Below are 13,432 nucleotides of genomic sequence, written 5' to 3'. Positions count from 1 at the left end.
GTACGGGCGGGGGCCTCCGGGGTTCGACGTGCTGCCGGGCGTTCGACCGTGCGGGCACCAGCCGAAGCGCCCGGGGGCTCGGCCGGTTCTTCGGGCACGACGCCCGTGGCCGCGCAGCCGGCGAGCGTTGCGGCCGCCAGCACGAGCAGCGAACGGCGCAGCAGGGAAACGATGAAATGCGGCATTGCGGCGAAAGAGCCAAACCCCGAATGCTAGCCAGCCTGAGCGGCCAGCGTCAAACCTTGCTGTCGGGGCGGGGTTGAAGGAGTGCGGATTGACCGCACGTCGCGGACGGGGTTCGTCGGTATTGTCCTATGGCTTTGTAAGGTTATGATGGCGAATAAAAAAAGGGTGTGTCCATGAAAGCGCTGGTCATCGAAGATTCCCAGACAGGGCTCGCTGTCGTCAGCCAGCATCTGGAGCGGATGGGGATACTGCCTATTGCCGCCACCGACGGAGAGAGTGGTGTGGCGGCGTTCCGCCAGCACAATCCGGACATCGTGCTGCTCGACGTGGTGCTGCCGGGCATGGACGGCTACGAAGTCGCGCGCCGCATCCGCGCCATCGAGCAGTCGGGCGAATGGACACCCATCATCTTCCTGACCGCGCGCACGGCCGATACCGATCTCGTGCAGGGCATCACTGCCGGCGGCGACGACTATCTTTTCAAGCCGATCAGCGAAGTGGTGCTCGCCGCCAAGGTGCGTGCGATGCAGCGCATCCTGCAGATGCGTTACTCGCTGGTGGTGCTGACGCGCAAGCTCGACGCTGCCAACCAGGAACTCACCCGCCTCACCTCGCTCGACGGCCTGACCGGCCTCTCCAACCGTCGCCATTTCGACGAAACGATGCTGCGCGAGTGGCGCCGTGCGGCGCGCTACAAGCGTCCGCTGTCGCTGGTGCTGGTCGATGTCGATCATTTCAAGCAGTACAACGACACCTACGGCCATCTGGCAGGCGACGAGTGTCTGAAGACGGTGGCCAGTGCATTGCAGGCGGTGTCGCGCCGGCCGAGCGATCTGGTGGCGCGCTATGGTGGCGAGGAATTCGCGCTGGTGCTGCCGGAGACCGATCTGTCCGGCGCGCGCAGCGTGGCCGAAGGCCTGTGCGACGCGATCCGTGCGCTGCAGCTGCCGCACGCGGCTGCGGCGTCGGGCCACGTGACGATCAGCGTCGGCGTGGCCAGCCTGATGCCGGGCAACGGCGCCGGCGGCCCGCAGAACCTGATCGCCGAAGCCGACCTCGCGCTCTACGCGGCGAAGTCGGGTGGGCGCGATCGCGTGGGTTTCAGACAGGTCGAGACCGTCGCGGGCTGACGCCCGCGCAGGCCGGCGATTTCAGAACACGTTCTTCCATTCACGCAATACCGCGAACACCTCGACCGGGCTGTCCAGTCTGCGGCCTGCGCGCGCTTCCGCCGCGCGGATGACCGCCGGCTCGCGAGCACGCAGGAAGGGGTTGGTCGCCAGTTCGTCGGCCAGAGCGCTCGGCACGCTTGGCAGACCGGCCTCGCGCTGCTTCGCCACGCGGCGGATGCGCGCCAGCAACGCCTGATTGTCCGGTTCGACCGCCAGCGCAAAGCGAAGATTGGCCTGCGTGTATTCGTGCGCGCAGTACACACGGGTGTGCAGCGGCAGCGAGGCAAGCCGCGACAGCGAGTGCCACATCTGTTCCGCGCTGCCCTCGAACAGCCGCCCACAGCCGGCGGCGAACAACGTGTCGCCGCAGAACAGCAGGTCGCCGCCGACGTAGGCGATGTGGCTGCGCGTGTGACCGGGCACTTCCAGCACGGCGAAGTTGGCCGCGAGCGCGGGCAGGGCGACGCGCGATCCTTCGCGCACCACCTCGTCGATGTGCTCGATGCGCTCGTCGGCCGGGCCGAACACGCGGGCGCCGGTGCGCCGTTTCAGTTCGCCGAGGCCGCCGATGTGGTCGGCGTGGTGATGGGTGATCAGGATGGTGTCCAGGCGCAGCGAATGTTCGTCGAGTGCGGCCAGCACCGGGGCGGCATCGCCCGGATCGACCACCAGCGCCCGGTCACCTGCGGCGGCGAGCCAAAGATAGTTGTCGCCAAATGCGGGGATCGGATATATCTTCATCCGCCCGATTCTGGCGGCTGGGCTCTGCGTTGACAATGCACCGGCCACGATCCGCCCGCCCCACGCCTCTTGCCCATGTCGATTCCCGGTCTGCACGAATGGTTGGACACGCCGCAGGGACAGTATGTCCAGCGCTGGGAGCACGCGCGGGTCGACCAGATCGTGGCCGACGTGTTCGGCTACAACGCGGTGCAGATCGGGCTGCTGGAACACGACTACCTGCGCGCCAACCGGATGCCGTTCAAGCTCTATTGCGAGGACGCGAAGCCGGGCCCGCCGCGGGCGCTGATCTGCGATCCGGTGCAGTTGCCGTTTGCGGCGACCAGTGTCGATCTGGTCGTGCTGCCGCACGTGCTCGAATTCGCCAGCGATCCGCACGCGGTGCTGCGCGAGGTCGAACGCGTGCTGGTGCCGGAGGGGCAGGTGCTGGTGACCGGCTTCAATCCGTTCAGCCTGTGGGGGGCGCGACGGCGCCTGCGCGAGCGCGACCCTTTCCCGTGGAATGGCGACTGGCTGTCGGTGCCGCGCCTGCGCGACTGGTTCAAGCTGCTCAGCCTGGACACCCAGGCCGGCTGCTTCGGCTGTTACTGCCCGCCGGTACTCAGCGAGAAATGGCTGGCGCGCTGGCACTTCATGGAAACCGCCGGCGATCGCTGGTGGCCCTTTCTCGGTGGCACCTACGTGCTGCAGGGAATCAAGCGCGTGCGCGGCATGCGTCTCATCATGCCGACCTGGCGCGACCGCCGGGCGGCCGCGCGCGCGCTGGCAACCGTCAGCCCGCGTGCGCAGAAGGACAAGGCGGCGGGGCAGTGACGCACCGCCACCTCGATTACGGAGCATTCATTGGAAGAAGTCATCATCTATACCGACGGCGCCTGCAGCGGCAATCCGGGCCCGGGCGGCTGGGGCGCGCTGCTGAAGAGCGGCGCGCACGAGAAGGAAATGTCGGGCGGCGAACTGTCGACCACCAACAACCGAATGGAACTGATGGCGGTGATCGAGGCACTGAACGCACTGAAGAAACCGGTGCGCGCGGTGGTCTATACCGACTCGCAGTACGTGCAGAAGGGCATCAGCGAGTGGATACACGGCTGGAAGCGCAAGGGCTGGAAGACGGCCGCCGGCGATCCGGTCAAGAACGTGGACCTGTGGAAGGCGCTCGACGCCGCGGCCGGCGTGCATCAGGTCGAATGGAAATGGGTGAGGGGTCACGCCGGTCACCCGGAGAACGAACGCGCCGACCGGCTGGCCCGGGACGCCATCCCGGCCCGTCGTTGATCGCTGTCAGCGAACTGCAAGTTCTGGCCGGTACAATGCGGCCCGCCTCAAGGAGCCGCCTTTCCCCATGATTCGCCAGATCATCCTCGATACCGAAACCACCGGACTGGAGTGGCAGAACGGCGACCGGCTGATCGAAATCGGCTGCGTCGAACTGGTCGGGCGCAAGCGCACCGGCCGTCGGCTGCACATGTACGTGAATCCGGAGCGCGAGGTGCCGGAGGGCGCGGTGGCGGTGCACGGCATCACCACCGACTTCCTCGCCGACAAACCGAAATTCCGCGACGTGGTCGATGAGTTCGTCGATTTCGTGCGCGACGCGGAACTGGTCATCCACAACGCAGCCTTCGACGTCGGCTTCCTCGACAACGAACTGAATATCGTCGGCCGGCCGCCGTTGCGCGAAACCTGCGTGTGGCCGGCGATCGATACCGTGCGCATGGCGCGCGACATGTTCCCGGGCAAGCGCGCCAACCTCGACGCGCTGTGCGAGCGCTTCGGCATCGAGAACTCGCACCGTGAGTTCCACGGCGCGCTGCTCGACGCGGAACTGCTGGTCGAGGTCTATCTGGCGATGACCCGGGGTCAGGAAAGCCTGATCATCGACCTCGAACCGGAGACCTCCGCGGTGCGTGCTGCCGCGGCGGCGCGCCCGCGTGGTGCATTGCGTCGGGTGCAGGCAAGCGAGGCTGAACGGGCCGAACACGAACGCGTGCTGGCCGAGATCGACAAGGCCAGCGGCGGCGCCACGGTCTGGCGCAAGCTCGAACCGGTGCAAGCCGGATGAATACAGGGTCGGCCGGCAGACCCGAAGCCGAGGCAGGTTTCTTGCTTCAGCGGCCGGACATTTCCGGATGCGTCGCCAACCCGGTGACGCGGTCCGGGGACAATGAACCATTACAGGAGACCCCCGAATGAGCGCGCAGAAAATCCCCGCCACACTGATCCCCGGTGACGGCATCGGACCGGAAATCATGGAAGCCGCGCTGGCGGCGCTCGAAGCGGTGGGGGCTCCGTTCGAGTGGGAAGAGATGCCTGCCGGCATGGGGGCGCTGAAGAACGAGGGCGACCCGCTGCCGGCCAAGACGCTGGACAGCATCCGCCGTACAAGGCTGGCACTGAAGGGGCCGCTGGAAACCCCGGTCGGCGGCGGTTTCCGCTCGATCAACGTGCGCCTGCGCGAGGAGTTCAAGCTGTACGCCAACATCCGCCCGGCGCGCACGCTGATCCCGGGTGGCCGTTACGACAACATCGACCTCATCGTCTGCCGCGAGAACCTCGAAGGCCTGTACATGGGCTACGAGCACTTCATCCCGATCGAGGGCGACCCGCACGCGGTGGCGATGTCGACCGGCGTGAACACCCGCCAGGGCGCACGCCACATCCTTGAATACGCCTTCGAACACGCGATCGCGCTCGGCCGCAAGAAAGTGACCGTGGTGCACAAGGCCAACATCATGAAGGCGCTGACCGGCATCTTCCTGGAGACGGCCGAGCAGATGTACGAGGAGCGCTACAAGGGCAAGATCCAGTTCGAACAGGTCATCGTCGACGCCTGCTGCATGAAGCTGGTGATGAACCCCTGGCAGTTCGACGTGCTGGTCACCACCAACCTGTTCGGCGACATCCTGTCCGACCTGACCGCCGGCCTGGTCGGCGGCCTGGGCATGGCGCCCGGTTCCAACATCGGTGCCGACGCGGCCATCTTCGAAGCGGTGCACGGCTCGGCACCGGACATCGCGGGCAAGGGCATCGCCAATCCGACCGCGCTGGTGCTGGCCGCCGCGCTGATGCTCGACCACGTGAACATGCAGGACAAGGGCGACCGCATCCGCAAGGCGGTGTCGGAGACCCTGAACATCGACAACGTCCGCACCGGTGACCTCGGCGGCCGTGCCAGCACGAAGGAGTACACCACCGCGCTGGTCGCCCGCATCCGCTCGGGCGGCTGAAACAGCGGCTGAGCGATGTGTACCCGGGCCGGAGCATCCGGTCCGGCCGTCCGGAGATCGACCCGTCCGGGTCCGGTTTCCGGACGCGATCCGACAGGCCGCCCGTCTTCCGGGCGATAATCGCGCTTTTCCCGCGCCCGCCCACCCCATGAAAGTTTTCGGATTTGCCGGCTACAGCGGTTCCGGCAAGACCACGCTGATCGAGCAGCTGATTCCTCACTTCGTGCTGGAGGGGCTGACCGTGTCGCTGATCAAGCACGCGCACGCGGGCTTCGACATCGACAAGCCGGGCAAGGATTCGCACCGGCTGCGCGAAGCCGGCTGCACCGAAGTGATGCTGGTGTCGAACAACCGCTGGGTGCTCATGCACGAACTGCGCGGTCGGCCCGAGCCGACGCTGGACGAGCAGATCGCCGCGATGGGCGACTGCGATCTGCTGCTGGTCGAAGGCTACAAGGCGTCGCCGATCCCGAAGCTGGAAATTCACCGCCCGTCCTACGGCCGCCCGTTGATGTACCCGGACAATCCGTACGTGGTAGCGGTCGCCACCGACGAGCCGATGGAACTTCCGCTGCCCCGGCTCGACCTGAATGACGTGGAAGCCATCGCCGGCTTCATCCTTCGCCACCAGGGATTCAGATGAACGAAATGCTCACGCTGGACGCCGCGCTCGACCGCCTGCTTGCGGCGGCACGTCCGATTGGCGACGCCGAAACCGTATCGACCTTCGCCGCCGCCGGCCGCGTGCTGGCCGTCGATCAGCGGTCGACGCTCACCGTGCCGCCGCACGACAACTCCAGCATGGACGGCTACGCCGTGCGTCTGGCCGACCTCGACGCACCCGGCTGCTGCCTGCCGGTGAGCCAGCGCATTCCGGCCGGTCATGTCGGTGCGCCGCTGGCCGCTGGCACCTGTGCGCGCATCTTTACCGGCGCGCCGGTGCCGCCGGGCGCCGACGCCATCGTGATGCAGGAGTCGACACGCACGACGGAGGCCGGCGTCTGCTTCGACGAGATACCGAAGGCCGGTGCGTGGATACGCCGCGCCGGCGAGGACATCCGTGAGGGTGATGTGGTGCTCGCCGCCGGTACCCGGCTGCGCGCGCAGGAAGTCGGACTGGCCGCGTCGATCGGACTGGCCGACGTGCCAGTGGTGCGTCGGCCGCGCGTCGCGCTGTTCTCGACCGGCGACGAACTGGTCATGCCGGGCGAGCCGCTGCCGCCAGGTGGCATCTACAACTCCAACCGTTACACGCTGCGCGCGCTGTGCGAAACGCTGGGCTGCGAAGTGCTCGATCTGGGCATCGTGCCGGACCGGCTCGACGCCACCCGTGCCGCGCTCCGCGAGGCCGCGGCGAACTGCGACCTGATCCTGACCAGCGGCGGCGTCGGCGTCGGCGAGGAAGACCACATCAAGCCGGCGCTGACCGCCGAAGGCGGGCTGGACAGCTGGAAGATCGCGATGAAGCCGGGCAAGCCGCTGGCGCACGGCCATGTGAAGCGCACCGACGGCGGTCATGCCGATTTCCTCGGCCTGCCCGGCAATCCGGTGTCCAGCTTCGTCACCTTCCTGCTGCTGGTGCGCCCCTTCATCCTGCGTCGCGTGGGCGTGGCCGACGTTGCCGCGCAGCCATTCATGGTGCGCGCCGATTTCGACTGGCCGCGCCCCGACCGCCGGCGCGAATTCCTGCGCGTGCGCCGCAACCCCGACGGCGGGCTGGAACTGTTTCCGAACCAGAGTTCGGGCGTGCTGACCTCCACCGTGTGGGGCAGCGGGCTTGCCGATATCGCCGCCGGCCAGGTGGTGAAGCGGGGCGACACCGTGCCCTTCCTGTCCTTCGAATCCCTGCTTTATTGAAAACCATGAAGATCAAGGTGCTCTATTTCGCCGCACTGCGCGAAGCGCTGGGTTCGCCCGGCGAAACGATCGAACTGTCCGAGAGCGCGACCACGCTGACCGCGGTGCGTGCGCTGATCGCCGGCCGCGGCGGCGACTGGGACAAGCTCGCGCAGATGAAGAACCTGCGCGCAGCAGTGAACCAGCGCATGGCCGAGCCGGATGCCGTGGTCGCCGACGGCGACGAAGTGGCCTTCTTCCCGCCGGTCACCGGCGGCTGAGCCGGCACTGAGGAGACGAGCATGAGCGTGAGCGTGCAGCAGGCCGATTTCGACATCGGCGCCGAGATTGACGCGCTGCTGGCCGGCCGTACCGACGTCGGCGCGGTCGCCACCTTTACCGGTCTGGTGCGCGACATCAATGACGGCTCCGGCGTGCATGCGATGACGCTGGAGCACTACCCGGGCATGACCGAAGCGGCGCTGGAGGACATCGTCGCGCAGGCGAAATCACGCTGGGACATCCTCGCCGTGCGGGTGATCCACCGCGTCGGCACGCTGCAGCCGGCCGATCGCATCGTGCTGGTCGTCGTTGCCGGCAGTCACCGCGGCGAAGCTTTCGCCGCCTGCGAATTCATCATGGATTACCTGAAGACTCGCGCGCCGTTCTGGAAGCGCGAGGACACGCCGGAAGGCAGCCGCTGGGTCGATGCGCGCGAATCCGACGACAGCGCCGCCGAGCGCTGGAAGCAGGGCGGCTGAACGCTCAGTTCGTGACGTCCGCCGCCCGCACCGGAACGGGGAACGGCGTCACCGTGCGGCCCTTCTTCGCATAAAGCAGTAACGGTGCGCAGCGCTGCGGGTCGGCGTGGATGCCGACGCAGTCCAGGCACTGGAAACAGTCGTCGTAGCGGATGTCCCCGCTGCGCTCGATCGCGTCGTACTGGCAGCGGTGGCGACAGGTCTGACAGGGCTTGCCGCATTCGGCGCGGCGCACCAGCCAGTCCAGGCGACGCAGCTTGCCGCCCAGCGTCATCGCCGCCCCGAGCGGGCACAGGTAGCGGCAGAAGAACTTGTAGCTGAAGGCGCCTGCCAGCAGCAGCCCGACCGCCCAGGCGACGTAAGGCCACGAACGGTCGAAGCCGACCGTGATCGCGGTCTTGAACGGTTCGACCTCGACCATGCTCTCCGCCAGCTGCGGCGCCAGCGCCGCTGACAGCACCAGTGCGAGCAGCAGCGCATAACGGCCGCGGTCGAGCACGCGTGCCAGTGGCCGCGGCAACCGGATCTGCGGGATGCGCAGCTTCTGCGCCGCCATCGCGACGAATTCCTGCAGCGCGCCGAAGGGGCAGAGCCAGCCGCAGAAGGTGCCGCGACCCCAGATGAAGAAGCTCGCGACGGTGAAGGCGATCAGCAGCAGCGACACCGGGTCGTACAGGAAGCTCGACAGATCGGCGCCGGCGGTCAGCGTCTTGATCGCGCCGGTGATTTGCACGATGGACAGCTGGCCCTGCGCGTGCCAGCCGATGAACACCAGCGTAAACAGCAGGAAGGCGTTGCGGAACAGCGCGAGCCGGCGGGCCTCACGCGCCATCCAGTCCGGCTTCGCCAGCACCACGCACAGCAGCGCGAGCGCGACACCGATCGCCGCCAGGTCGGGCCAGCGGCCCTGCCAGGCAAGCAGCCATTCCGGCAGCGGCTGGGGCGGATAGACGAACAGTTCGCTGTCCGGCGCGTAGTCGAAGGACACGGTCTGGTGCGTGATGCGCGGCAGCATCATGCCCTTGGCGCGGGTCAGTGTCAGCGTGAGCTGCATCGGTCGCGCCGGGTCCAGCCCGGCCTGGGCGTAGATGCGGAACACGCCGGACGCGTTGAAGGCTGGCGCGCCTGCAGGAGCCGGGTGCTCGAACACGAGATCGCGCATTTCGACCGGCAGCCCGCCCTGCGTCAGTGACAGGCTGGGCGGCGGTGTACCCGGCACGAAGCCTTCGTCCAGCATCGCGATGCGGCCGGCGCTGGCGATCCACAGCGCGTGCTGGCCGTCCTCCAGCTTCTTCATCAGATCGGCGTAACGGGCGTCGCCGAGCACGGCGCGGCCCACCGTCGGCGCATTCAGATAGCCGACGTAGAGGTCGACCAGCGTGGCCTCCGGTTCGGCCAGCGCGACGTCGTCCGCGCCTTCGCCGTCGGTGCCGGCGAACAGCTTTTCGGCCTCGGCGTTGCTGACGCGCAGGTGGCCGATCAGCCCGCGCTTCACGAGCGTGGCGAAGTCGATCTTCTCGAACAGGTCGGCGCGCGCCCGCGCAGCCGGACCGCGCGCGCCGGGGTCGGCGAAGCCGAGTTTCTCGCGCGCCACTGCGAGGCCGGCCGCCAGCACCGTCTGGTTCACGATGCGCACCGAGGCGGTCGCCTTGGTCACGCCGTCGAGTACGACGCGGCTGTCGCTGCCGCCGGCGCGCGTATTGCCGTAGGCCGACGACACGGTGATCTCCTGCTTCAGATTGCGGCCGGCGTACTGCTGCACGAATTCCTTCAGCGGCGCTTCGCCCAGACCGCTGAGAAAGACCGGTTCGTGCTGGCGCAGCACCTCGACGTCGATGAAGCCGCCCTTGCGGTCGATGGCGACCAGCAGGTTCATCGGCGTGCCCTCGAAGCCCGGTATCGGCGCCAGATCGATCGACTCGAACACATAGCCCACAGGCCCCGCCTCCGGTTCGAGTTCGCTGGTGATCGGCCACACTGGCAGGTCGGCCAGTTTGGGCTGTACGTGCAGCGGCGGCTGGAAGCGGCGGGCGAGATCGTCGTGGCCGAGATCGCCGGCCAGTGCTGTGCCGCACAGACAGGACGCAAGCAGCAGGGCGCGGCGGGCAAGCGCGCCGAAGGACGCACAGGAGATCGGGGGCATGAAGACGGGCCGAGTGGGACGACGGGGCAAACCGACCGCATGCTCGTTCTGGCGCACCCCGCAGACACGCATGCTAATCGGACGCAGCTCGACGCCTGCCATGGAAAATGCCCGAACAAGCGGCATTCGTGAGCGCGCGATGTAACTTAGACTGCGCCGCGCCTGTCACAGGCACGCCCTGAAGAACGGGCGCTTCCGCTCCGGAGAACCGATATGTCCGCATTCCCTCTTGCCCCCTCGCTGCGCCGCCTGTGCCTGACGCTGCTTGCCGGCCTGCTGCCGCTGAGCGCGTGGGCCATCACCGACGACGACATCGCCGAGGCGGTGCAGAAACCGTCGTGGGGACTGTACAAGGGTTACGCCGAATTCAAGATGGCGCACTACGCCGACGCGAAGCGCATCTGGACCGCGCTGGCCGAGCGCGGCAACGGCGAGGCCTGGTTCAACCTGGGCATTCTCGCCGAGGACGGGCTGGGTGAGCCGCAGAATCCACACGAGGCGCGTCGCCTGTACGAGAACGGCGCCCAGGCGGGCAGCCGCAATTCGGCGCTGCGACTCGGTCTGCTGCTGCAGGGTGGCAAGCTCGGCCAGCGCGACATCGACGGCGCACGCCGCTGGCTCAAGGTGGCGGCCGACGCCGGTGACCAGGAGGCGGCCACCCACCTTGCAGCGCTGAACGACCCGCAGGGCGGCAGCATCCGCGACCGCGAACTGGCCGAAGCGCGCCGCTTCGAAGCCGAGGGCCGGCACGCCGACGCGGCGGCGATGTACCGCAAGCTGGCCGATTTCGGCGACGTGCGCGGCGTGACGCGGCTGGCCTGGGCCTATGAAGCCGGCCGCGGCGTGCAGCGCAATCTGGCGGAAGCGGCGCGGCTGTTCCGCGTCGCGGCGGAGCAGGGCGGGGCGGAGGCGCAGTACGCGTTGTCGGTCATGCTGGACACCGGCGCCGGGCAGACGCGCAACGCGGACGAAGCGCTGCGCTGGCTGCGTGCTTCCGCCGGGCAGAACTATCCGCCGGCGGTGCAGGCGCTGCAGGCGAGGAACTGAGCGGAGCGGGTCTTGCGGTGGAATGAGCGACCGAATTCCGCGTGCGATTGTTGAGGGCGCTGTCGCGATCAGCCGACTGCGCGCACGGTAAATGCGTTCGGTCCGCTGCCGCCGGCCGGCTCAACCGGCCGGCTTCCGGCCCTGCAAGGGCAGCGCGACGCGCGCCCGCAGGCCGCCCTCGGCGCGGCGCGACAGCGTCACCTCGCCGCCCTGGGCACGGATGACGGCGCGCGAAATGGCCAGCCCCAGGCCGCTGCCGCCGGTGTGGCGGGCGCGCGATGCCTCGAGGCGCACATAGGGTTCGAACACGCGCTCGAGTTCGGCGTCCGGTATGCCTGGCCCGTCGTCGTCGATGTCTATCCGTGCCTCGCCGTCGGCCGACGACAGCGTCACCCGTACGCGGCCGCCGCCATAGCGGCGCGCGTTGTCCATCAGGTTGGCGAGTGCGCGGCGGGTCAGCGTCGGGCGCAGCACGACAGGCTGCGCCAGACTGCCGCTCACCTCGATGTCCGCGCCCAGCGCGGCGATGTCGTCGGCCACGCCTTCGACTAGCGCGTCGAGCCGGGTCGGCGCGGCGCTTTCCGAGCTGTCGCCGGCGCGCAGGAAAGCGAGCGTGTCGTCGATCAGCGTTTCCATCTCGGCCAGATCGCGTTCGATCGCTTCGCGCACCGGGCCGTCCGGCAATTGCTCAAGGCGCAGGCGCACGCGGGTGATCGGCAGGCGCAGGTCGTGCGACACGCCGGCGAGCGCCTGCGCGCGTGTCTGGATCAGCGCGCGCAGTGCGCCCTGCATGCGGTTGAAGGCGTGCGCCGCACCGGCCACTTCGCGCGGCCCTCCGGTATCGAGCGGCGCCTGATCGAGGTCGCGCGCCAGACCATCCGCGGCGCGCGCGAACATGGCCAGCGGGCGGGTGAGGCGGCGCACCACCCACACCGACAGCACGCTCACCACGACGGCGACCAGCAGCAGGCCGACGATGATGCGCAGCGGGCGGTCCACCGGCGGGGGCGGTGGCGAGTAGCGGAAGGTGAGTACGCTGCCGTCGCTCAGCCTGGCCTGGGTCGATACGTCGATCGCCGGCGGCGACGGCAGCAGTCGCGCCAGCTTGGGCGGGGGCGGTGGTGGCGGGCGCAGCGGGTGTGCGTCGCCATGCGGGGTGAGCATGGCCTGTTCCCGCCTCACCACCTGGTGTTCGAAGCGCGCGTCCAGCCGTTCATCGACACGTTGCGCAAAGGCGTCGAAATCGTCCGGCACCGCCTTGGCGTCGTCATACCAGGGTTCGTCGAGAGACAGTCGGGTGCTCGGGCTTTCAAGCATGCGCAGCAACCGCTCGCGGCCGGCCACCGGCGTCTCGTCGACCAGGGCGACCGACTCGGCCAGCCGTGTCGCGGCGTAGTCGCTGCGCATCTGGCGCGACAGGCGCACGCGGTCCTCGACCACCAGCCACAGGCCGAGCGCGTTGGCGAGCAGCAGACCGCCCAGCAGCACGCACAGGATCTGACCGAACAGCGTGCGCGGCAGCAGCCGCGACGCCCATGTCAAAGCAGCTTCTCCACCGGACCGTTCAGCACATAGCCTTCGTTGCGCAGCGTGCGGATGATGCGCGGTTCGCGGCCGTCGTCGCCGAGCCGGCGGCGCAGACGGCTGATCATCACGTCGACGGTGCGGTCGAAGGGGCCGGCGTCGCGGCCGGCCAGTACGTCCATCAGCTGGTCGCGCGACAGTACGCGGTTGGCGTTCTCGGCCAGCGCATTGAGCATGCGGAATTCGCCGCTGGACAGTGGCGTCACTACGCCGGCCTCGTCGACCAGATGGCGGGCGCCGAGATCGAGCGTCCAGCCGGAGAACTTCAATGCGCGCACGCTGCCGTCGCCGTCCGGGTGTTCCGGCGCCCGGCGCAGGATGCTGCGCACGCGCGCCAGCAGTTCGCGCGGATGGAAAGGCTTGGGCAGGTAGTCGTCTGCACCCATCTCCAGGCCGATGATGCGGTCCAGTTCGTCGCCGCGGGCGGTCAGCATCAGGATGGGCAGGCGCGACTTCGCGCGGATTTCGCGGCACAGCGCGAGGCCGTCGTCGCCCGGCAGCATCACGTCGAGGATGAGCAGGTCGCAGCCGTCGCGTTCGAGCGCGACACGCAGTGCGTCGCCGTCGGCGACGGTGCGCACGTCCATGTCCTGCTTGCCGAGGTAGTCGCGCAGCAGATCGCGCAGGTCCGGGTCGTCGTCGACCACCAGGATGCGCGGCTTCGGTGGGTGTCCGTTCATGCCCTTCAGCTTAGCGGCTCGCGCCGGCGCGGTGGGCGATCCGGACAATTCG

At 68.5% G+C, this 13,432-nt stretch carries 14 protein-coding genes; 10 read left to right on the top strand and 4 right to left on the bottom strand.

Translation table 11 applies throughout. The features are described from left to right. The first annotated feature begins 359 nt into the window (after positions 1-359). A complete protein-coding gene (locus tag METRZ18153_RS0113595; protein ID WP_043363908.1) occupies positions 360-1,316 on the top strand; it encodes a GGDEF domain-containing response regulator in 957 nt (318 codons plus the stop codon). A 21-nt stretch (positions 1,317-1,337) separates the two neighbouring features. On the opposite strand, the gene gloB is transcribed toward METRZ18153_RS0113595, so the two are convergent. Continuing rightward, complete coding sequence (gene gloB / locus METRZ18153_RS0113590) at positions 1,338-2,099, bottom strand: hydroxyacylglutathione hydrolase (protein ID WP_020165236.1); 762 nt, start codon at positions 2,097-2,099, stop codon at positions 1,338-1,340. Positions 2,100-2,174: 75 nt separating this feature from the next. Between gloB and METRZ18153_RS0113585 the strand changes: the two genes are divergently transcribed. The 8 genes from METRZ18153_RS0113585 to moaE all read left to right on the top strand — a co-directional run bounded on the left by METRZ18153_RS0113585 (position 2,175) and on the right by moaE (position 7,926). After that, a complete protein-coding gene (locus tag METRZ18153_RS0113585; protein ID WP_020165235.1) occupies positions 2,175-2,912 on the top strand; it encodes a class I SAM-dependent methyltransferase in 738 nt (245 codons plus the stop codon). 30 nt (positions 2,913-2,942) lie between these two features. After that, positions 2,943-3,377 carry a ribonuclease HI gene (gene rnhA, locus METRZ18153_RS0113580; protein WP_020165234.1) on the top strand — a complete coding sequence of 145 codons (435 nt, stop codon included), beginning with the start codon at positions 2,943-2,945 and terminating at the stop codon, positions 3,375-3,377. Positions 3,378-3,444: 67 nt separating this feature from the next. Beyond that, positions 3,445-4,164, top strand: a complete 720-nt coding sequence (gene dnaQ / locus METRZ18153_RS0113575; protein WP_020165233.1) for a DNA polymerase III subunit epsilon — start codon at positions 3,445-3,447, stop codon at positions 4,162-4,164. Between the two features lie 127 nt (positions 4,165-4,291). Beyond that, positions 4,292-5,329 carry an isocitrate/isopropylmalate family dehydrogenase gene (locus METRZ18153_RS0113570; protein WP_020165232.1) on the top strand — a complete coding sequence of 346 codons (1,038 nt, stop codon included), beginning with the start codon at positions 4,292-4,294 and terminating at the stop codon, positions 5,327-5,329. A 148-nt stretch (positions 5,330-5,477) separates the two neighbouring features. After that, entirely contained in the window at positions 5,478-5,972 is a 495-nt protein-coding gene (gene mobB / locus METRZ18153_RS0113565) for a molybdopterin-guanine dinucleotide biosynthesis protein B (RefSeq protein WP_020165231.1), read from the top strand. Further along, complete coding sequence (locus tag METRZ18153_RS0113560) at positions 5,969-7,186, top strand: molybdopterin molybdotransferase MoeA (protein ID WP_020165230.1); 1,218 nt, start codon at positions 5,969-5,971, stop codon at positions 7,184-7,186. Before mobB ends, METRZ18153_RS0113560 begins: the two co-directional genes overlap by 4 nt. A 5-nt stretch (positions 7,187-7,191) precedes the next feature. Further along, positions 7,192-7,446: a molybdopterin converting factor subunit 1 gene (gene moaD / locus METRZ18153_RS0113555; RefSeq protein WP_020165229.1), complete on the top strand. Its 255-nt coding sequence runs from the start codon at positions 7,192-7,194 to the stop codon at positions 7,444-7,446. 21 nt (positions 7,447-7,467) lie between these two features. Further along, entirely contained in the window at positions 7,468-7,926 is a 459-nt protein-coding gene (gene moaE / locus METRZ18153_RS0113550; RefSeq protein ID WP_020165228.1) for a molybdopterin synthase catalytic subunit MoaE, read from the top strand. Between the two features lie 4 nt (positions 7,927-7,930). Here moaE and METRZ18153_RS0113545 read toward each other — a convergent pair whose 3' ends face one another. Next, positions 7,931-10,069: a 4Fe-4S binding protein gene (locus METRZ18153_RS0113545; protein WP_020165227.1), complete on the bottom strand. Its 2,139-nt coding sequence runs from the start codon at positions 10,067-10,069 to the stop codon at positions 7,931-7,933. Between the two features lie 213 nt (positions 10,070-10,282). Between METRZ18153_RS0113545 and METRZ18153_RS0113540 the strand changes: the two genes are divergently transcribed. Beyond that, on the top strand, positions 10,283-11,116 hold the full coding sequence (locus METRZ18153_RS0113540; protein WP_020165226.1) for a tetratricopeptide repeat protein: 834 nt from the start codon (positions 10,283-10,285) through the stop codon (positions 11,114-11,116). Between the two features lie 120 nt (positions 11,117-11,236). Here METRZ18153_RS0113540 and METRZ18153_RS0113535 read toward each other — a convergent pair whose 3' ends face one another. Next, complete coding sequence (locus tag METRZ18153_RS0113535) at positions 11,237-12,658, bottom strand: ATP-binding protein (protein ID WP_020165225.1); 1,422 nt, start codon at positions 12,656-12,658, stop codon at positions 11,237-11,239. Further along, entirely contained in the window at positions 12,655-13,380 is a 726-nt protein-coding gene (locus tag METRZ18153_RS0113530) for a response regulator (protein WP_020165224.1), read from the bottom strand. The genes METRZ18153_RS0113535 and METRZ18153_RS0113530 overlap by 4 nt, the downstream gene beginning before the upstream one ends. Between the last annotated feature and the right edge of the window lie 52 nt (positions 13,381-13,432).

Source organism: Methyloversatilis discipulorum, assembly GCF_000385375.1.
Lineage (GTDB): Bacteria > Pseudomonadota > Gammaproteobacteria > Burkholderiales > Rhodocyclaceae > Methyloversatilis > Methyloversatilis discipulorum_A.
This window is presented reverse-complemented; position numbering and strand designations above follow the sequence as displayed.

Excerpts from the sequence above, each read along its gene's own strand:
- METRZ18153_RS0113595 (WP_043363908.1), top strand. The coding sequence starts at position 360 with ATGAAAGCGCTGGTCATCGAAGATTCCCAGACAGGGCTCGCTGTCGTC.
- gloB (WP_020165236.1), bottom strand. The coding sequence starts at position 2,099 with ATGAAGATATATCCGATCCCCGCATTTGGCGACAACTATCTTTGGCTC.
- METRZ18153_RS0113585 (WP_020165235.1), top strand. The coding sequence starts at position 2,175 with ATGTCGATTCCCGGTCTGCACGAATGGTTGGACACGCCGCAGGGACAG.
- dnaQ (WP_020165233.1), top strand. The coding sequence starts at position 3,445 with ATGATTCGCCAGATCATCCTCGATACCGAAACCACCGGACTGGAGTGG.
- METRZ18153_RS0113570 (WP_020165232.1), top strand. The coding sequence starts at position 4,292 with ATGAGCGCGCAGAAAATCCCCGCCACACTGATCCCCGGTGACGGCATC.
- mobB (WP_020165231.1), top strand. The coding sequence starts at position 5,478 with ATGAAAGTTTTCGGATTTGCCGGCTACAGCGGTTCCGGCAAGACCACG.
- METRZ18153_RS0113560 (WP_020165230.1), top strand. The coding sequence starts at position 5,969 with ATGAACGAAATGCTCACGCTGGACGCCGCGCTCGACCGCCTGCTTGCG.
- moaD (WP_020165229.1), top strand. The coding sequence starts at position 7,192 with ATGAAGATCAAGGTGCTCTATTTCGCCGCACTGCGCGAAGCGCTGGGT.
- moaE (WP_020165228.1), top strand. The coding sequence starts at position 7,468 with ATGAGCGTGAGCGTGCAGCAGGCCGATTTCGACATCGGCGCCGAGATT.
- METRZ18153_RS0113545 (WP_020165227.1), bottom strand. The coding sequence starts at position 10,069 with ATGCCCCCGATCTCCTGTGCGTCCTTCGGCGCGCTTGCCCGCCGCGCC.
- METRZ18153_RS0113540 (WP_020165226.1), top strand. The coding sequence starts at position 10,283 with ATGTCCGCATTCCCTCTTGCCCCCTCGCTGCGCCGCCTGTGCCTGACG.
- METRZ18153_RS0113530 (WP_020165224.1), bottom strand. The coding sequence starts at position 13,380 with ATGAACGGACACCCACCGAAGCCGCGCATCCTGGTGGTCGACGACGAC.